We start from the raw sequence: 18,651 nt of genomic DNA, 5'->3' as shown, positions 1-18,651 counted from the left end.
ATACGCTCCATGGTCGCTACTCGACCGACGATGGATGCGACTAGCCGGCGATCGCCGCCTGCACGTCCGCGGCGAGCTTCTGCCACGTGGTCACCGGGTCGGCACCGTTGATGATGTCGGCCTCGGCGATGCCCCAGTACTGCCAGACCTGGCCCATGGCCGGGATCGCGGGCATCGGCACGGCGTCGGCACCGGCGGCGGCGAAGCCCTCGATGATCGGGTCGCTCGAGGCGGTCTCAGCGGCCGCGGCGTTGGCGGGGAGCACGTTGCCGGCCTTGAAGAGCTCGAGCTGGGTGTCCTCGCTGCCGAGGTAGTTGACCAGGAAGTCGTTCGCGGCGACCTTGTTCTTCGACTCGGCCGAGATGAAGAAGCCCTTGACGCCGGCGAAGGGCTGCGCGGGGTCGGAGGTCGGGCTCGGGGTCGGGTCGACCGCGACGTTGATGCCGGCGTCGACGGCTGCGCCGACGTTCCACGGGCCGGTCAGCCAGAAGGCGGCCGTGCCGTCGATGAAGGCCTGCTTGGCGATGTCGCCGTCGATGTCGGTGTTGAAGACACCGGTGCCGTTCTTGCCCTGCGCACCGAGCCAGGTGGCGAACTGCTCGCCGCCCGCGTTGCCGAGCTGCAGGTCGTCGGCGTTGTAGCCGTTCTCGTCGCTGCCGAACACCGGTGCGCCGAACGCCGTCTGGAACGGGTAGAGGTGGTACGGGTTGCCCTCCGCGCCCTGCTCGACCACGAACGGCTGGGTGAGGCCGGCGGCCTTGCCCTTGGCGATCATGTCGTCGAAGCTCGTGGCGGCCTCGGGAACGAGGTCGGCGTTGCGCAGCACGGCGATGTTCTCGACGGCGTACGGAAGCATGTAGACGGTGCCGTCGTAGGTCGACGCGTCGATCGCGACGGGGAGGTAGTCGGCTGCGGAGTCGCCGAGCTCGAGCGGGGCGACGACGCCGTTCGTCGAGAGCTCGCCGAGCCAGTCGTGCGCGCCCATGGTGATGTCGGGGCCCTTGCCGGTCGGCACCTGCTGGATGAAGTCGTCCTTGATGTCGGCGTTGTCCTTGCCGACGAGGTCGACCTTCACGCCGGTCTTCTCGGTGTAGGCGTCTGCCGCGCCCTGCAGTGCGTCGACGCGCTCGGCGTCGACCCAGACCGTCAGCGTGCCGCTGGCCGAGGCTTCGCCTTCGGAACCGCTGTCGCCCGATGCGCAGCTCGCGAGTCCGAGCGTCGCGACGACCGCGAGCGCGCCTGCGGCGACGAGGCTCTTCGTGTTCACCCTCATTGGTGTGCCCTTCTCAGTGTGCGTTGTGTCCGGCGCCTTCGCCGGGCGACGACGCTGTACCCCGTTCTGGGGCGGGCGCGTGCACCGAGACCGAAAGGCCGTTCTTCCGTATGGAATGCCCGCAAGAAATGCAAGCGATTACAGGTATACCTTCCATCAAGTCAATCGCCAAACCGGGAGGCGTCTATCGATACGGGTTTGTGATCATTCGCGTTTCGAGCTGGTTATGCAAGCGTTTCCATAAGGTTGACGCATGACGTACAGTGGCGCCATGACTTCCGAGTGGTGGCGGACCGCCACGATCTACCAGATCTATCCACGCTCCTTCGCCGACGCGAACGGCGACGGAATGGGCGACCTCGCGGGCGTCACCGCGCACCTCGCCGACCTCGAAGAACTCGGCATCGACGCCATCTGGCTGTCGCCGTTCTACACGTCGCCCCAGAAGGACGCCGGGTACGACGTCGCCGACTACTGCGACGTCGACCCGCTGTTCGGCACGCTCGCCGACTTCGACGCGATGCTCGCCGAGGCGCACGCCCGCGGCATCCGCGTGATCGTCGACCTCGTGCCGAACCACTCCTCGAGCGCGCACGAGTGGTTCCAGGCCGCCCTCGCGGCAGGGCCGGGCAGCGCCGAGCGCGCCCGCTACCTCTTCCGCGACGGTCGCGGCGAGAACGGCGACGAGGCTCCCAACAACTGGGAGTCGGTGTTCGGCGGCCCCGCGTGGACCCGCACCACCGACGCCGACGGCACGCCCGGCCAGTGGTACCTGCACATCTTCGACAGCTCGCAGCCCGACTTCGACTGGACCAACCCCGAGGTGCGCGAGGAGTTCCGCCGCATCCTGCGGTTCTGGCTCGACCGGGGCGTCGACGGCTTCCGCGTCGACGTCGCACACGGCATGGCCAAGGCCGAGGGCCTCCCCGACTACACGCCGCCCGTCGAGGGCGGCAGCATGGGCGGGGCCGCCGGACTCGAGGGCACCGCTGCTGCGGCCGCCGCCGCAGAGGCCGCCGGCGTGGCGCTCGAGCCCGCGATCAGCGACGAGGAACCCGCCGGAGCGCCCTACTGGGGCCAGGAGGGCGTGCACGACATCTTCCGCGACTGGCGCCTGCTGCTCGACGAGTACCCCGGCGACCGCATCCTGGCCGCCGAGGCCTGGGTCGACCCGCTGCCGCGACTGGCGAACTGGGTGCGCCCCGACGAGATGCACCAGTCGTTCAACTTCGCCTACCTCGAGACGCCGTGGGATGCCGCAGCGCTTCGCTCGGTCGTCGACGCCTCGCTCTCGGCGTTCGGCGCCGTGGGCGCGCCCTCGACCTGGGTGCTCTCGAACCACGACGTCGTCCGGCACGCCACGCGCCTGTCGGTGACCGAGCCGAACCCGCAGGGCCACGGCCTCGGCCCCCGCTCGAAGGGTCTTCCCGAGTACGCGACCGGCGTGCGCCGTGCTCGCGCGGCCACGGCGTTCATGCTCGCGCTGCCCGGATCGTCGTACCTCTACCAGGGCGAGGAGCTCGGACTGCCCGAGGTCATCGACCTGCCCGACGAGGCCCGCGAGGACCCGACCTGGTTCCGCACGAACGGCGAGCGCTACGGCCGCGACGGATGCCGCGTGCCCCTGCCCTGGAACGCGGATGCCGCGAACTACGGCTTCGGCGCCACCGGCACGCCCTGGCTCCCCCAGCCCGAGCTCTGGCGCTCGCTCGCGCGCGACGCGCAGCGCGGCGACGCGGACTCGACGCTCGAGCTCTACCGTGCAGCCCTGCGCCTGCGGCGCGAGCACGCGCTCGGCGCCGGCACGCTCGAGTGGGTGCAGCTCGACGGCGTCACCGACCCCGCCGTGCTCGCGTTCCGCAACGGCGACGTGCTCGTCGTGGCGAACACGGGCTCGTCGCCCGCGACGCTGCCCGCCGGCGAGGTGCTGCTCGCGAGCGGCTCGCTCGACGGCGACACGCTGCCCGGCGACACGACCGTCTGGATCGCCGCCTAGGGCCCGCACGCACGAACGCAGAACGGGCGCCCGCACACCGCGGGCGCCCGTTCTGCGTCGCTCGCCGTGCCGCGGCATCCGATCGCCTCACGGCACGGCGCCCCGGGAGCGGCGAACGAGCGTGCCGCGGATGAGCGGGCCGCGGATGAGCGTGCCGCGCACGAGCGTGGCGCGCACGAGCACGTGTCCGCCGCAACAGCGGATGCGCGACGCAGGCGCCCGGGCTAGTTCGTGTTGGCGTAGAGCCAATCGAGCGGGTCGACCCACTCGCCGTCGATGCCGCCGATGCGGATCTCGAAGTGCAGGTGGGGTCCGGTCGACATGCCGGTGTTGCCGGTGTTGCCGAGCACGTCGCCGACGTGCACCGTGTCGCCGACCTCGAACCGCCGCGAGTCGTACTGCATGTGCGCGTACACGCTCGTGACGGTCTGGCCGTCGATCTGGTGGTCGATCATCGTGACCACGCCGAGCGATCCGCCCTCGTCGGTCGAGTTCGAGACGACGCCGTCGGCGATCGCCTGGATCTCGGCACCGTAGCCGGGGTTGAAGTCCTGGCCGTGGTGATCCGACGAGCAGCCCGCGCAGTCGCGGTAGCCGAACCGGTCGCCGATGTGCACGCCGACCGCGAACGGCCACTGGATCGTGCCGTTCGGGTCGTTCGTGAACGTCGCCTCGGGGCGGATGCCCGCCGCCTCGGCGTACTCCTCGATCGTCTGCGACTCGTAGCCCTCGCGGTCGACCGACTGCGCGACGACGTCGCCGTTGATGAGCACGCGCTGGCCCGCGAGCGAGTCGGTGCCGTACTGGGTCAGCGCGAGCGCCTGCACGTCGTCTTCGGTCAGCAGCGAGAGCGACGGGATCGTCGTCGTCACGGCGAGCATCGCGACGAAGCTCATGGCCACGATGCTCGCAAGTCCGCGCGCACGACGACGCTGCGGGCGCGGAGCGGAGGTGCGGGCGTCGGCCGACGGCCTGGAGGCCGGCTCGGCGGCGGAGGTGTCGCGACGGCGACCCTGGTGCGGTGCGGCGGCGGTGCTGCCGGCTCCGCGGCGCGATGGGCGAGCGGATGCCTCGGGCTGGCGGCTCGCGGGATGCCGCTGGCGTCGGGCCGTGGTCGACGCCGCCTCGCCTGCGGGCATGCCGGTGTCGGTCTGCAGGCCGAAGATGTCGAGTCCGGTGATCTCGGTCGTGGCGTGGATGTCGAGCGGAGCGGCCTGCGACGGGATCGGAGGAACCGACGCGCGCGGCGCTGCCGGTGCGGGCTGCGCAGGGGCGGCGAGCGGCGAGCCGGGCACGACGGGCGCTGCGGCGGTCGCACCGGCGGAGTCTGCCGAGCGCCTGGCGCGGCGCGACTGGTCGCCCGACGAGGCCGGCGCCTGCTGAGGAGCCGGCGCCTGCTGCGCGGCTCGGGTCTGCTGCGCGGCTCGGTTCTGCTGCGGAGCCGGCGCCTGCTGCGGTGCCGGAGCGGGCGCCTGGGCACGATTCTGCGGCCGGCCGGGTGCCGTGCCGCCGAACAGGTCGTCGAAGGACGCCCGTGCCGGCGCCGGTGCAGCTGCCGCGGGGCGCGTCGGCTGCTGCGGTGCCGCCTGCTGAACCTGCTGCTGGGGCGCCTGCGGCATGCGCGGCTGCTGCGCCGGGGTCTCCTGCGCCTGCCGCGCCGTCTCGAGTTCGCGGAGTTCCCGACGCGTGAGGGGTCGCCCGGACCGCAGTGGATCCATGGAGCCGGGCGTTGGGGCGTCCGGCGCGAGGGGGGACTCGGGCACGGTGGGAAGACCTTCGACGATGAGTAGGGGGAACGGAGGTGGCATCCCGACTCGTGCCGAGATTACAGATTCATAAAGGCTACCCCGGACGCGTCATCGCGCGCCACGTCGAACGACGCGGATTCGTTGCGGAACGGCGTTCAGACGACGTATTCCGCACGTTCCCGCTCGTTGCGTGCGTGCCCTGACGGCACTCGTGGTCAGGCTGCGAAACTCCTGCGAATCATCCGCCGTCGCACAGCCCCGCGAGTCGCCGCCGCGAACCGCCGCGAACCGCGCTCAGGCCTCCAGGCCCGCCCGTCGGAGCAGCTCGGCGAGCTCCTCGTACAGCCCGGGCGCTGCTGCGACCAGCAGCTCGGAGTTCTCGGGCCCACCGTGCGGCCCGGCGACGTGAGCCCCGGCCTCGCGGGCGATGAGCCCGCCTGCCGCGTGATCCCAGGCGTTGAGCCCACGCTCGTAGTAGGCGTCCACCCGGCCGGCGGCGAGCGCGCAGAGATCGAGCGCGGCCGAGCCGTTGCGCCGGATGTCCCGCACCGAAGGCAGCACGCCGAGCAGCACCTCCGCCTGCAACCGGCGCAGCTCGGCCGCGTACCCGAATCCGGTGGCCACGAGCGCCTGGTGCAGCGGCACGTCCCGGTTCACCGCGAGCGTCCGCCCCGTCGAGCGCGCTCCCCCGCCGAGGCTCGCCTCGAACAGTTCGCCGCTGCCCGGGTTGCAGACCACGCCCGCCAGGGTCACGCCGTCGATGGCTCCGGGGCCGGCCGCGGCATCCGCCCCACCGCCCTCGGCGACGGCGATGCTGACCGCCCACGACGGCAGGTCGTAGAGGAAGTTCACGGTGCCGTCGATCGGGTCGACGATCCAGTCGAGGCCGCTCGTGCCGATGTGCGCGGCGCCCTCCTCGCCCACGATGCCGTCGTCGGGGCGCGCCTCGAGGATCAGCGAGCGGATGAGCTCCTCGGTGTCGCGGTCGACCGCGGTGACCACGTCGGTCGGCGTCGACTTGGTCGCGGCGACGCTCACGCCGTGGCGCCTGGCCTCGAGCGCGAACGCCCCGGCGCGTACCGCGATGTCGCGGGCGAGTTCGAGCAGGTCTGCGGATGCCGCGGCAGAGGTCATGCCCCCAAGCTACGCGCAAGCCTGCTCCGCCGTCACCGCCCGCGGGCGCCGCACGCTGTCACGGCCCGCCGTCACGGCCGTCGGAACGACGAAGCCCCGGCTCGGGACACGAGGTCCGACCGGGGCTTTCGGTGGCGAGTGAGGGATTCGAACCCCCGAATGCTGAGCAGTCTGATTTACAGTCAGATCCCTTTGGCCGCTTGGGTAACTCGCCAGACGCACCCGACCGAGTTCTGCACACAACCGGGGGCCTGACAAGGATACCCGGAAGGCGGCAAGTCGTGAAATCGGTGCACGAAGCGGATGCCGCGGCATCCGCTCGCCCGTCGCGAAGCCCGGGTTCCGGGGGCCGTCAGCCGACTACTGCGCGCGCCACCACGGCATCTCGGCGGTCGTGTTGAGGTCTTCCGAGGGGAACTCGGCGGTCTCGCTCGTCGAGTACTGCGGCGCCGTCAGGGGTGCGGCGACGGCGGACTGGGCGGCGGCCGCAGCGGCCGCGGCCTGCGCGGCCTCTCGCTCGCGACGCTCGTCGTCCTGACGCCACGACTGGCTCGACCCGCGCAGGCCCGCGCGCTGGATCACGCGCTGGATCGTGAGGCCGCGCTCGTTCGGCTTCGGCACGAAGCGGATGTCGCGCAGCCCCTGCTCCTGCGCGGCCGACTCGAACACGAAGTGGCCGTAGCCGAGGATGCGGCCGATGAGCGGCCGGTGCACCGAGATGTCGAGGATTCGCGCGAGCGGCATCGTCGCGATGTTCTGCGTGAGGATGCCGTGCACGCGGAACACGCGCATGTTCGTGATCACGAACCGGTCCATGCGGGCGCCCATGATGCGCCACGACGCGTGCACCACGAGCCCGACGGCGAGCAGGAGCGGAACCCAGTACGCCTGCGACGGCACCCACAGGATCAGCAGCAGCACCGGGATCGCGGCGAGCGCCTCGAGGATCGCACCCGCCACGGCGGCCCAGTGCTTGCGCACCTCGTCGACGACGAACTCGCCCTCGTCGGCGATCAGGTGCCGTTCGACGCGCGGATCTCCGAAGGCCATGTCGCTACGAAGACGCGAGCGTGCTGAAGAACTGGCCGATCGCCTCGGTCGCGCTGAACACGGCGCCGAACGCGCCCTGCACGATGTTCGCGGCTTCTTCGGGGCGCGTGATCACGTAGAACGCGGCGAACACGACGACGAGCGTGAGGACGATTCGTTTGACCCACTTCACGTGCGCGATTCCCTTCGGTTCGGTGGTTGGCGGACACCGCCCCTCCCCCGAACGTGGGCCCGACCGTGCCTGTCTACCTTACGAGGGCTGGCCGGGCAACGCGCCACGCAGGGCACCGGACGATAGGATGTCGAGGTTCAGCCCGACCCGTACGGAGGCGCGATGGCCGGCATCGAAGAGGTCGCCCGGCTCGCCGGCGTCTCCACGGCGACCGTTTCACGGGCCCTCAGCGGCCGCGGACACGTCTCGGCGGCGTCGAAGACGAAGGTGCTCGACGCGGCCGCGCAGCTCGGGTACGTCGTCTCGTCGAACGCGTCGAGCCTCGCATCGGGGCGCACCCGCAACATCGGCGTGGTGATCCCGTTCCTCAACCGCTGGTTCTTCTCCTCGGTGCTCGAGGGGGCGCAGGGCGAGCTCCTCCGCCGCGGCTACGACCTCACGCTCTACAACCTCTCCGGCGACAGCGGCGAGCGCGCGAGCGTGTTCGAGCACTTCCTGCTCCGCCAGCGCGTCGACGCCGTGATCGCCGTCTCGCTCGAGCTCACCGAGCCCGAGGTCGCCCGGCTGCACGACCTCGGCAAGCCGCTCGTCGGCGTCGGCGGCCCCATCGCCGGCGTGCGCACGCTCACCATCGACGACGTCGCGGTCGCGCAGCTCGCCACCGAGCACCTGCTGGCCCTCGGCCACCGTCGCATCGCCCACATCGGCGGCGACCTCGAGAACGACCTCGACTTCCACCTGCCCACGAATCGGCGTCACGGCTACGAGAACGCGCTGCGCGCCGCAGGCGTCGAGGTCGACGGCCGCCTGTTCGCGCCGGCCGACTTCACGATCCGCGGCGGGTTCCACGCGGCCAAGCAGCTGCTCGGCGTGCCGCACGGCCGCCCCACCGCCATCTTCGCCGCCTCCGACGAGATGGCCATCGGCTCGATCCTCGCGGCGCGCGAACTCGGCCTCGTCGTGCCCCGCGACGTCTCGATCATCGGCATCGACGACCACGACCTCGCCGACTTCTTCGGCCTCTCGACCGTCGCGCAGTTCCCCAGATTCCAGGGCGAGAAGGCCGTCGAGATCCTCATGGAACAGCTCGAACCCGGGTCGGATGCCGCGGCGCCCGCATCGACTCCGCTGCCGTTCGAGCTGCGCGTGCGCTCGTCGACCGCCACCCCGCCGCCCGCCTGAGCGCTCGCGGGCGCGCCTCGGTAGACTGGCCGGCATGGCTGATTCCACGTTTGACATCGTCTCCAAGGTCGACCACATGGAGGCCGAGAACGCCGTCAACCAGGCGCGCAAAGAGGTCGAGCAGCGCTACGACTTCAAGAACGTCGGCGCCTCGGTCGAGTGGTCGGGCGAGAAGATCCTGCTGAAGGCGCAGACCGACGAGCGCGTCAAGGCCGTGCTCGAGGTCGTCGAGTCGAAGTTCATCAAGCGCGGCATCACGCTGCGCTCGCTCGACACGGGTGAGCCCTACCCCTCCGGCAAGGAGTTCCGCATCGAGATCTCGCTGAAGAACGGCATCGACAGCGAGAACGCGAAGAAGATCTCGAAGATCATCCGCGACGAGGCGCCGAAGTCGGTCAAGAGCCAGATCCAGGGCGACGAGCTGCGCGTCTCGTCCAAGAGCCGCGACGACCTCCAGGCGACCATGGCCCTCCTCAAGGGCAAGGACCTCGAGGTCGCCCTGCAGTTCACGAACTTCCGCTAGGCGCGCGGATCCGCCCTGCGCACGCGCTCAGCGGCGCGGGGCGTAGCCGCGCAGCCAGCGCGTGATCGACGCGTAGGCGGCAGCGCGCACGGGCTCGCGCGAGAGGAACACGTCGTGCAGCGCGCCGTCGATGCGGGCGACGGCCACCTGGGGTCCGAGGCGCAGCGTGCGCTCGGCGATCTCGTCGACGACGAGCACGATGTCCGACGAGCGCATGGCCTCGTCCCAGCGGGGCAGCAGCGTCGACCTCGCCGAGAGCAGCGTGAGCACGGGCGCACCGACGTCGATGCGCGCGGCGACCTTCGCGTGCCCGGCGAGGATCCCGGTCAGCCACGCCGGGTGCGTCGTGAAGCCGCGATCGGGCCGCCAGTCGTGGTTGTACTCCCACTCGCCGCCCTGCTCCTTCGCGACGGTGCGCGTGTAGAACCCGAGGTCGACGTTCGGCATCGGCCCGAGCGGATTGACGCGGGCGCCCCAGCCGATGACGGGCGCGAGCGCCGCGCGTCCGGTGCTGCTGAGCTGGAACTCCAGCCACGGGCTGTTCAGCACGAGCGCGGCCGCACGGCCCTGGTTGCGGGCCGACCAGAGGCTCAGGGTCAGTCCGCCGGTCGAGTGGCCGAGCAGCAGCAGCGATCGCCCGGATGCCGCGTCGCCGCGCCCGTGCCCCATCACCGTCAGCGCCGCCTCGATGTCGTCGTCATAGGTGGCGAGGTCGGTGACGAACCCGGGCGTCTGCCCCGGCCGGAGGCTCCGCCCGTACTTGCGCAGGTCGAGGGCGAAGAAGCGCGCCCCCGCGTCGGCCCAGTACCGGGCCAGCTCGGGGTTGAAGAAGTAGTCGCTCCAGCCGTGCACGTAGAGCACGTCGACTCCGGATGCCGCGCCGCGCCGAAGCGGCCATCGGAACCCGGGCGAGTACCGCACGATCGTCGCGACGACCTCGCCCTCGTCGTCGGTGCCCAGCGGAAGGGTGCGCTGCTCGAATCCCGCCCCGAGCACGTCGGGCCGCCACCCTTCGGGCGGGTTCGCGGGCTGGTGCTCGGACACGACACCTCCCCCGTGGTCTCGGTCCGATCAGCCTATCGCCGGCGACGGCGCGCGCATCCGATTGCCGGGTCGGTCAGTTCGCGGCCGAGAACGCCTCGACGATGCCGATCACGGCGGGCGTCATAACCACGATGAACAGCACCGGCAGCAGGCAGAACACGAGCGGGAAGAGGATCTTCACGGTGACCTTCTGCGCCTGCTCCTCTGCTCGTTGACGGCGCTTGAGCCGCATCTCCGCGGCCTGCACGCGCAGCACCTCGCCGATCGCGACGCCGTAGGCGTCCGCCTGCACGATCGCGCGAACGAAGCGCCGGAGGTCGTCGACGCTGGTGCGCCGTTCGAGCTCGTGGAACGCGTCGCGCCTGGTGCGTCCGATGCTCATGTCCTGGAGCACCCGGATCAGCTCCTCTGCGAGGGGCCCCTTGCCCTGACGTGCGGCCTTCGCCATGGCCGCGTCGAAGCCGAGGCCGGCCTCGACGGCGATGGTCATCTGGTCGAGCACGTCGGGCAGCGCGCGCCGCATGGCCTCCTGGCGGTCGTGCGCGCGACTGTTGACGAGCACGTCGGGCAGGAAGAACAGCAGGGTCGTGAGCGCGACGGCGAGCAGCACCTCGAGCGGCTGCGGCCCGCCGGCGAAGACGTACAGCGCGCCGGCGACGACGCCGAACAGGAGGAGCGCGATCTTCCAGGTGACGATCGAACCCACCGTCCACCCTGCGGGGCGCCCGGCGTAGAGCACCTGACGTTCGACCCACTCCGAGTACCCGGCCGGAGCCGCGGTCGTGAGGCTCCGCACCAGCGAGGGACGCTGCTGCACGATGCCGAGCGCGGGGTGCACCTCTGCGCCGTCCGGCACCTCGGCGGTTCGACGTCGGCCGGGAACGAGTACGAGGACCAGCAGGGCGAGCGCGATGGCGACCAGCCCGATGCCGGTGTAGACGATGACGAGCGACATCTCCATCAGAACTCCACCTTCACCGTGAACGCCATCCAGATGCTGCCGACGATCAGGAGGACCCCGGCGATCGCGAGCGCGGCCATGCCGATGATGCTCTGGAAGAACGCACTGAAGTAGTTCGGCTGCGTGATCGCGAGGAACGCCGCCACGCCGATGGGCAACGCCACGAGGATGATCCCCGACAGGCGCCCCTCCGCGCTGAGCGACTTGACCTGACGGCGGATCTGGTTGCGTTCGCGGATCGTCTTGCCGACCTGGTCGAGCACCTCGGCGAGGTTGCCGCCGGTCTCCTGGTTGATCGCGACGGCTTGGGCGAGCCAGTCGAAGTCGTCGCTGTGCATGCGTCCGGCCGTGACCGCGAGAGACGAGGCGAGGTCTCGCCCGAGCCTGGTCTCGTTGACCACCCGGGTGAGCTCCTCGCGCATGGGCGATTCGGCGTCCTGGGCGACGCCCGCCACCGCGCGGTTCAGGCCGTGGCCGGCGCGGAGCCCCCCGGACAGCAGTTGCACGGTGTCGTCGATCTGGTCGGCGAACGCCGCCTGACGACGCGAGGTCCGCACGACGAGCACGACCTTCGCGCCGATCACGGCGAGCACGGCGAAGACGATCGCGAGCAGGAAGGCGGTCCCGTTCAGCAGCCCGAGGAGGGCCCCCACTGCGGCGGCGGTCACCGACGTCGAGATGACGAGCATGAGGAAGCTGCTCGGCTCGAGCTTCACGCCGGCCATCTCGAGTTCGGTCGCGCCGAAGAGACGTGCGGTCTGCTTGGACACGACACGGTCGACCACTTCCGTCGCCTGTGCCGTGACTCGGGTCAGGGTCGAGACCTCGACCACGCCGGGCGCGCTCCGACGGGACTTCGCCACTCGAGGGGCCGGCGGCGCGATGACGAAGAACAGCAGCACGAACAGGGCGATGAGGGCGATGCCGATCCCGCCGACGAAGGGCACCGGATTCATCGCGGGCCTCCGATCGGGCTGACGTCGGTCGCGAGGAAGAGGTCGACGGGGAGCGCGATGCCGTGGGAGGCGACGTGCTCGGCGAACCGCGGACGCACCCCGGTCGGCTCGAGGCGGCCGCGCAGTCGGCCCTCGTCGTCGTAGCCGCCGCCGTAGGCGAAGTCGAAGGCGTCCTGCAGGGTGACCACCTCGCCCTCCATGCCGTGCACCTCGGTGATCTTGGTCACCCGGCGCACGCCGTCCTGGTGTCGGGTGATCTGCACGATGATGTCGATGGCCGACGCGATCTGCTCGCGGATGGCGCGGAGCGGGAGGTCCATGCCTGCCATGAGCACGAGCGTCTCCATGCGCGAGACGGCGTCGCGCGGCGAGTTCGCGTGGATGGTCGAGATCGACCCCTCGTGACCGGTGTTCATCGCCTGGAGCATGTCGAGGGCTTCGGCGCCGCGGACCTCGCCGACGACGATCCGGTCGGGGCGCATGCGGAGCGAGTTCCGCACGAGGTCGCGGATGGTGATCTCGCCTCGCCCCTCGATGTTCGCGGGCCTGGACTCGAGGCGCACGACGTGGTCCTGCTGCAGTTGCAGTTCGACGGCGTCCTCGATGGTGATGATCCGCTCGTCGCTCGGGATGAAGGCCGACAGCACGTTGAGCAGCGTGGTCTTGCCGGTGCCCGTTCCGCCCGAGACGAGGATGTTCAGCTTGGATCGCACGGCGGCGTCGAGCACCGCCACCGCTTCGGGCGTCGCAGAGCCGAATCGCACCAGGTCGGACGCCGTGTACGGCGTGCCTGCGAACTTGCGGATGGTCAGCGACGAGCCGTTGACCGCGAGCGGCGGGATGATCGCGTTGACGCGGGAGCCGTCCTCGAGCCGGGCGTCGACCAGCGGCGACGACTCGTCGACGCGGCGTCCGACCCTGGCGACGATGCGTTCGATGACCCGCCGCAGCTGCGGCTCGCCGGTGAAGCGCAACGAGGTCTCCACCAGCCGGCCGGCACGTTCGACGTAGATCCGATCATGGCGGTTGACCATGATCTCGCTCACGGCCGGGTCGTCGAGCAGCGCTTCGAGCGGCCCGTACCCGAGCACGTCGGCGCCGATCTCGTCGATGAGCCGGTTCCGCTCGCCGGTCGTGAGGGCGACCTGCTCGGCCGCCACGATGTCGGCGAGTTCGGCGCGCGCGAGCAGGTGGAGCTGCTCCTCGGTGAGCGACGGGTCGTTCATGCGCATGCCGATGCGCGAGAAGAGCTCCTGCGCGGCCTTGTCCTTGACGGTCGCCAGCGGATCGACGGCCGGAGGCTCCCGTCGGGCCGCGTCGATCGGGTCGACGGCGTGGGCCGCGTGGCGGTACTCCGGGTCGTGCGCGTTCGATTCGGGGGGCGCCTGACCGGATCCGTCGTCGGACGGCGCAGGATCGGCGTGTCCGGCGGGGCCCGCCGATGCCCAGGCATCGGATCCTCCGGCGTCGGATGCCCGCTCCGCCGAGGGCTGCCTGAGTGCAGCGGCGTCGTACGGTGCCGCGGGGAACGGAACCGATGCGCTCGGCTCGTTCGCGCCCACGGGGTCGTCGGATCCCTGCCGTGCTGCCTTCAGACGGTCATTGAGGTTCATGGTTGCGCCGCCTCCGGTGGATTCTGCTGCGGGTGGGGTGCGCATCGGGTGCGATGCGCAGGACGAGTGCTCTCAGCGCCTTCGCGGCCGGGTCGCGCACGTCGTCGTGGACGAGCGGAACGCCACGGTTCGCCGCGAGCACGACGGCCGAGGATCGCGGAACCTCGACATCGATCGGGGTGCCGATGATGCGTTCGACGTCGCGCGCGTTCAGCCCGCTCTGACGGTCCGAGAAGTTCAGCACCGTGTGCCGGTTCGCCGGCGTCAGTCCGACCTGTTCGAGCAGTTCGAACTCCTTGCGCACCGCCCTCAGGCTCGGCACGCCCATGTTCATGACGAACACGGCGTCGGTGACCTGCTCGATCGCGACGAGCGTGTGCTCGCCGAGCCCCGGTGTGGTGTCGACGACGACGTAGCGGAACATGCCTCGGAGCTGCGCGATCAGCCGGGCGAGCGCGCGCGGCGTGACCTGCTCGACGAACTCGGGCGACGGCGCGCTCGCGACGACGAAGAAGCCGTCGGGGTGATGGGTCAGCGTGGTCTTGAGCACGAGCTCGTCGTCGGCCGCCGCGACGGCGTCGACGATCGTGCGCTGCGGCTCGAGCCCGAGCGCTGCGGTGATGTCGCCGAACTGCAGGTCGGCGTCGACGAGCACGACCGAGTTCAGCGCGACGTCTGCGAGCCCGGTCGCGAGGTTGATCGAGACCGTCGTCTTGCCCTGTCCGCCCTTGGGGGCGACGACCGCGATCGCCTCGCTCGGCACGTTCGAGTCGAGGGGCGGGAAGTCCCAGTCCGAGGTGGCGGATGCCGCGGCATCCGTCTCCGCCTCGGTCGCCGCTGTGAGCTGCACGAGGCCGTCGGGCCCGTCGGCCTCGGCGATCTCCGGCGCCTCGATCTCGGGTGCGACGACGAGGGCGGCCTCGGCGAGCAGTCGCTCGAGTTCGTCGTCGATCAGCGGGGGCGCCTCGAAGTCCTCGACGGCCGCGTGTCCGTTGTCGACGAGCCAACCCGACAGGCGCTCGATGAGCTCCAGGGTCGTCGCGTCGCTCGCCTCAGGGCTCAGCACGGCGTGGAACGACAGCTCGTCGACCCAGTCCTCGAGCTCGGAGCGCTGTTCGCGCACGAGCACGACGCCGACGTCGGGGTGCCGCTCGGTGAGCTCGCGCACGAGGCTCCGGGTCTCGTCGAAGTTGAGCACCGGACCCAGCAGGGCGATCCGCGGATCTCCGGCGCGGAGCACGACGCTCTCCGAGCCCAGCAGCATGAACTCGCCCGGGACGACGCGCAGCCTGGCGCCGAGCAGCTCGCGCATGCGCAGCTCGTACTCCGGAGAGCGACTGACCAGGAGGAAGGGAGTCATCCGAACGCGACGCTTCCATCGACCGGCGACGTGCCGGAGTTGTCGGTCTGCTCGTTCTCGAGCGTGAGCCACATCTGGGCGTAGTCGGCGGCCTCGCCCTCGGCGAACCAGACCCAGCGCTCGACGTCGTGGGCGGTCAGCGCGATGGTCAGCATGATCGAGTCGCCGGCGCCCTGCTGGGCGACCTGCTCGGCGTCGGGGTCGGGAACGACGACGCCCTGCACCTTGGTGACGAGCACGCCGTGGAAGGCGAAGCTGGTGATCGGGTTGATGACGTCCTCGTCGTCGCCGACCTCGTCGGGGTCGACGGTGCCCACGAGTCCGATGCGGTCACCGGCCCGCACGTCGCCGCCGACGACACGGTCGGCCGGGAGCGTGAACGAGACGAGCTGCATCCCGTCGGGCACGGAGACGTCGCCCGCGGCCGCCAGCTCGGCGGGGTCGGCGAATCGCGCGGACAGCAGCTGCTCGCCGGGCAGCACGTCGGCGGCGGCGACGAGACCGTCGAGGTCGGAGAGATCGGTGACGATGCCGTCTGCGACGTTTCGCTCGGCCATCGTGTCGACCGTGACGAAGTCAGCGATCGTCGCGCCCTCGGTGCCCTTGGGGATCTCGGTGTCGACGATGTAGACCTGCTGCTGCTCGGCGCCGGTGGCCGCCCGCGCATCCGCACCGGACACGTAGGTGAAGATCACGTAGGCGCCGATCGCGGCGATGACGATGGCGACGAACGCGCCGATGATTCGGGTCTTCATGGTGACTTCCTCGGGCGGGTCTGAGGCGGGTGGGGCCTGGAGCGGTTCGGGTGGGATCGGGTCGGGTCGGGTCGGGGTGATCCGGGTCAGCTGATGAGGCGGGTCGAGGCGTCGGCCGGTCCGAGCAGCCAGGCGTCGTCGACGGTGACGTAGGTGAGGAACTTGCCCTCGAAGGCGAGCGAGCCCCAGTCCTTGGGGAGCGAGCACTTGTAGCCCGACTTGCACTCGTCGATCTTCTCGTCGCCGTTGATCTTGGTGTGCACGCCGAGCACCTCGAAGGCGGCGAACTTCTCGACGCAGAACGCCTTGCCCGCCGGCGGCGTGCCGCACTTGCTCGCGATCGTGTAGACGGGCACGAGCACCGTGCGACCGACGAAGCAGCCGAAGAGCTTCTCGACGTTCGACTTGCCCTTGCCGGCCGGCGGCGTGCACTTCAGCTGGGCGGCCGCGGCCGCCAGCTCGGCGTCGGTGAGCGAGCACTTGCCCGTGTTGCCGGTGGTGATCGAGGTGAAGTCGAGCAGCGTCACGTCCTTGATGCACGACGTGGTGCCGTCGTCCAGCCAGCCGAAGCCGCCGGGCACGGCGCCGGCGGGGGGCGTGCACGGGTCGTTGTCGATCGGGATGACCTTGATGGTCCCGGTGGCCGACGGAACGGTGCATGCGCCGATCGCGAACGGCACGACGGAGGCGCTGGTGCCGATCTCCCACTTGGCGGTCGCCGCGGCGCCGACATCCGAGGAGCCGAACCCGATCGCAGCCGCGAGGGGGTGCTCCATGCCCGGCGTCGACGTGGCGACGCGCACGGTGTCGGCCGTGAACGTGAGGGGGGAGGTCGTGTTCTCGCCGTCGAGCATGTTGCCGCCCGTGACGGCGAGTGCCGCGGACGTCGCACCGGTCTTCTGCGCGGTGGTCGCGCAGCCGCCGTTCGCGCCGCAGTACTCGGCCGCCGCGATCGCGCCCGCGTCGGCGGCGTTCTGCAGTTGCGCGCGTTCGGAGTACATGGCGCCCACGTCGACGGCGATCGCGCCGAAGCCGACGAGCACCAGGAGCAGGATGCCGACGAGCACCGCACTCGCGCCGTGCTCCTCGCGCAGACGACCGGTCAGCCACCGCATGCGGTCTTCCCCTTTCCGGAGAGCGTGGGGCCGAGCGCGGCGGTGAAGAGGCCGGTGAGCGACGGCATCGGGATGGTCGCCGTGACCGTGACCGCCTTGCCGACGCCGGCGCTGTAGTTGGGCTTTGCGCTGTTGCAGCCCTGGACGAGGGTGAGGCCCGCGCCGGCGGCGGTCCAGCTCGCCGCCGCGACGGTCGGTGCGGCGTCCTTGCCCCAGGCGACGGCCTGAGCGACCGTGCCGCCGTCGTGTTCGTGCACCGCGTAGTAGCGGGCCGACTCGCGTGCGGCGTTCGACAGCGACACCTGCTGGTTGAAGATCCAGCCGAAGTCGATGATGCCGAAGAGCAGCGCCATCAACGGGATGACGACGAGCGCGAACTCGACGGCCGCGGCGCCGCGCTCACCGGCGCGACCGCGGGCACGGTCGTCGACGCCGGGGCGGGCGAGGCGCAGGGGGGTGGTGCGCACGATGCATCCTTCGGGTCTGGATGGCTGGGGCGGGGCGGAGCACGGCCGGGTGCCGTACCGCCCGGTGGCCCGACTGGTCAGGGCCACCGGGGGCTGGGGAGTTACGGCGCCTTGATGTCGCCGGCGACGCCGTTGAACATGGTCTGCAGGTTGCCGCCCAGGAGGGTGACGCCGGCGATGATCGCAACGGCGATGAGCGAGACGATGAGTCCGTACTCGACGGCGGTGGCGCCGACTTCTTCGGAGCGGAGGGAGTTGATGCGCGCCTGGATGCGCGAGTATGCCTTCAGCATGGTGGTGTGTCCTTCGGGTTCGGACCGTCGCAACCCAGCGACGGTGGTGGGGTTGACTCCCTGATCCGGAGATCAAGTGGGATCGACCGTAAGTCGCTTGGATGCGAACGCATATTCCCCACAAGAGGGGGTCCGCATTAAGGGGGACCTCCTGTGGGGGCCAACCGCGCATCCGGCCGTAATTGGCCGGTCCGGCGCGAAATCCACCCGCGATGCAGGCGAGGCGTCTCAGCCCGCGATGAGCAGTGCGACCAGCGCGCCGGCGAGCATCGAGGGCCCGAATGGGATCGATCCGCGCAGCGTGACCCGCCTCGTTGCAAGGCCGATCAGGGCCAGCACGCCGCCGATCACGAACGCCCCGAGCAGGCCGTAGAGCCACGTCTGGAGCCCGAACCAGCCCAGCAGCATGCCCAGCGGGGCCGCGAGTTTCACGTCGCCCATGCCCATCGACGACGGCGAGATGAGGGCGAGCACGAAGTACACGGCGAACATGCCTGTCCCTCCTGCGAGGGCCTGGAGCGGTCCCTGCCAGTTTCCCCCGAGCACGGCCGCGAGCAGCAGGAGCCCGGCCGTCACCGCCCCGAACCACCCGATCACGACGTTGGGCAGGCGTCGCTCGATCACGTCGACGACGCCGAGCACGGCGGATGCCGCGGCGAACGCCAGCAGCGCCGGCAGCTCGGCCGTCTGCCAGAACCGCCAGGTCAGCAGGCCGAATCCGGCGGCGGCGACCGCCGCGCAGGCGATGCGAAGCGTCGAGCGGCGGACCGACCGTCCGCGCTCCGTGACGAGCACGTGCGCAGACCACCGCGCGAGCGGCCACCAGCCGAGCACCGCGCCGACGAGTGCGGCGACGGCGACGGCGAGCGGCTCGGCGATGATCACAGGCTGCACACTAGTCGGTCGCGCCGCCGCGGCACGCGACGCTGCACAGCCGCGCCGTCACGCCCGGGCAGTCGCCTGCGCGAGCTGCGACTCGGCCGCAGCACGCGCCGAGGCCGCACGGACC

General features: G+C 70.9%; 18 protein-coding genes and 1 tRNA gene. 3 read left to right on the top strand and 16 right to left on the bottom strand.

The annotated features are described in order from the left end of the window. Positions 1 to 40: 40 nt before the first annotated feature. Complete coding sequence (locus BM342_RS03100) at positions 41 to 1,273, bottom strand: sugar ABC transporter substrate-binding protein (protein WP_092964040.1); 1,233 nt, start codon at positions 1,271 to 1,273, stop codon at positions 41 to 43. 271 nt (positions 1,274 to 1,544) lie between these two features. Between BM342_RS03100 and BM342_RS03095 the strand changes: the two genes are divergently transcribed. Further along, positions 1,545 to 3,269, top strand: coding sequence for a glycoside hydrolase family 13 protein (locus tag BM342_RS03095; RefSeq protein WP_092966439.1), 1,725 nt, complete (start codon positions 1,545 to 1,547; stop codon positions 3,267 to 3,269). 224 nt (positions 3,270 to 3,493) lie between these two features. Here the strand turns inward: BM342_RS03095 and BM342_RS03090 are convergent, their stop codons facing one another. From BM342_RS03090 to BM342_RS19765, 5 genes are all read right to left on the bottom strand, one after another. Then, positions 3,494 to 4,987 carry a M23 family metallopeptidase gene (locus BM342_RS03090; protein WP_177232037.1) on the bottom strand — a complete coding sequence of 498 codons (1,494 nt, stop codon included), beginning with the start codon at positions 4,985 to 4,987 and terminating at the stop codon, positions 3,494 to 3,496. 324 nt (positions 4,988 to 5,311) lie between these two features. Next, complete coding sequence (locus BM342_RS03080; RefSeq protein ID WP_092964038.1) at positions 5,312 to 6,151, bottom strand: inositol monophosphatase family protein; 840 nt, start codon at positions 6,149 to 6,151, stop codon at positions 5,312 to 5,314. Between the two features lie 132 nt (positions 6,152 to 6,283). After that, positions 6,284 to 6,365: transfer RNA gene (locus BM342_RS03075), tRNA-Tyr, on the bottom strand. Positions 6,366 to 6,511: 146 nt separating this feature from the next. Further along, positions 6,512 to 7,201 carry a PH domain-containing protein gene (locus BM342_RS03070; protein WP_092964037.1) on the bottom strand — a complete coding sequence of 230 codons (690 nt, stop codon included), beginning with the start codon at positions 7,199 to 7,201 and terminating at the stop codon, positions 6,512 to 6,514. Between the two features lie 4 nt (positions 7,202 to 7,205). Continuing rightward, positions 7,206 to 7,373 carry a hypothetical protein gene (locus BM342_RS19765; protein ID WP_170298535.1) on the bottom strand — a complete coding sequence of 56 codons (168 nt, stop codon included), beginning with the start codon at positions 7,371 to 7,373 and terminating at the stop codon, positions 7,206 to 7,208. Positions 7,374 to 7,535: 162 nt separating this feature from the next. Here BM342_RS19765 and BM342_RS03065 point away from each other — a divergent pair, with 162 nt between their 5' ends. Both BM342_RS03065 and BM342_RS03060 read left to right on the top strand, forming a co-directional pair. Continuing rightward, complete coding sequence (locus tag BM342_RS03065; protein ID WP_092964036.1) at positions 7,536 to 8,555, top strand: LacI family DNA-binding transcriptional regulator; 1,020 nt, start codon at positions 7,536 to 7,538, stop codon at positions 8,553 to 8,555. 34 nt (positions 8,556 to 8,589) lie between these two features. Next, positions 8,590 to 9,078, top strand: coding sequence for a YajQ family cyclic di-GMP-binding protein (locus BM342_RS03060; RefSeq protein ID WP_092964035.1), 489 nt, complete (start codon positions 8,590 to 8,592; stop codon positions 9,076 to 9,078). Between the two features lie 27 nt (positions 9,079 to 9,105). Here the strand turns inward: BM342_RS03060 and BM342_RS03055 are convergent, their stop codons facing one another. From BM342_RS03055 to BM342_RS03010, 10 genes are all read right to left on the bottom strand, one after another. Then, positions 9,106 to 10,122: an alpha/beta hydrolase gene (locus BM342_RS03055; RefSeq protein ID WP_092964034.1), complete on the bottom strand. Its 1,017-nt coding sequence runs from the start codon at positions 10,120 to 10,122 to the stop codon at positions 9,106 to 9,108. Between the two features lie 73 nt (positions 10,123 to 10,195). Next, positions 10,196 to 11,083 carry a type II secretion system F family protein gene (locus tag BM342_RS03050; RefSeq protein ID WP_255368478.1) on the bottom strand — a complete coding sequence of 296 codons (888 nt, stop codon included), beginning with the start codon at positions 11,081 to 11,083 and terminating at the stop codon, positions 10,196 to 10,198. Further along, positions 11,083 to 12,039, bottom strand: coding sequence for a type II secretion system F family protein (locus tag BM342_RS03045; protein ID WP_092964033.1), 957 nt, complete (start codon positions 12,037 to 12,039; stop codon positions 11,083 to 11,085). Before BM342_RS03045 ends, BM342_RS03050 begins: the two co-directional genes overlap by 1 nt. Continuing rightward, on the bottom strand, positions 12,036 to 13,652 hold the full coding sequence (locus tag BM342_RS03040; protein ID WP_092964032.1) for a CpaF family protein: 1,617 nt from the start codon (positions 13,650 to 13,652) through the stop codon (positions 12,036 to 12,038). Before BM342_RS03040 ends, BM342_RS03045 begins: the two co-directional genes overlap by 4 nt. After that, complete coding sequence (locus BM342_RS03035) at positions 13,639 to 15,012, bottom strand: AAA family ATPase (protein ID WP_092964031.1); 1,374 nt, start codon at positions 15,010 to 15,012, stop codon at positions 13,639 to 13,641. Before BM342_RS03035 ends, BM342_RS03040 begins: the two co-directional genes overlap by 14 nt. Beyond that, positions 15,009 to 15,767 (bottom strand): Flp pilus assembly protein CpaB, encoded by a 759-nt coding sequence (locus tag BM342_RS03030; RefSeq protein WP_092964030.1) that lies wholly within the window; start codon positions 15,765 to 15,767, stop codon positions 15,009 to 15,011. Before BM342_RS03030 ends, BM342_RS03035 begins: the two co-directional genes overlap by 4 nt. An 86-nt stretch (positions 15,768 to 15,853) precedes the next feature. Next, positions 15,854 to 16,882, bottom strand: coding sequence for a pilus assembly protein TadG-related protein (locus BM342_RS03025; protein ID WP_092964029.1), 1,029 nt, complete (start codon positions 16,880 to 16,882; stop codon positions 15,854 to 15,856). Continuing rightward, on the bottom strand, positions 16,870 to 17,349 hold the full coding sequence (locus BM342_RS03020; RefSeq protein ID WP_092964028.1) for a TadE/TadG family type IV pilus assembly protein: 480 nt from the start codon (positions 17,347 to 17,349) through the stop codon (positions 16,870 to 16,872). The genes BM342_RS03025 and BM342_RS03020 overlap by 13 nt, the downstream gene beginning before the upstream one ends. A gap of 101 nt (positions 17,350 to 17,450) precedes the next feature. Further along, on the bottom strand, positions 17,451 to 17,642 hold the full coding sequence (locus BM342_RS03015) for a Flp family type IVb pilin (RefSeq protein ID WP_092964027.1): 192 nt from the start codon (positions 17,640 to 17,642) through the stop codon (positions 17,451 to 17,453). Positions 17,643 to 17,870: 228 nt separating this feature from the next. Next, positions 17,871 to 18,527 carry a prepilin peptidase gene (locus BM342_RS03010; RefSeq protein ID WP_177232036.1) on the bottom strand — a complete coding sequence of 219 codons (657 nt, stop codon included), beginning with the start codon at positions 18,525 to 18,527 and terminating at the stop codon, positions 17,871 to 17,873. Positions 18,528 to 18,651 lie beyond the last annotated feature (124 nt).

The organism is Agromyces sp. CF514, from assembly GCF_900113185.1.
Classification (GTDB): Bacteria; Actinomycetota; Actinomycetes; order Actinomycetales; family Microbacteriaceae; genus Agromyces.
The sequence above is the reverse complement of the archived record's forward strand: the minus strand, read 5'-3'. Positions and strand labels throughout refer to the sequence as shown.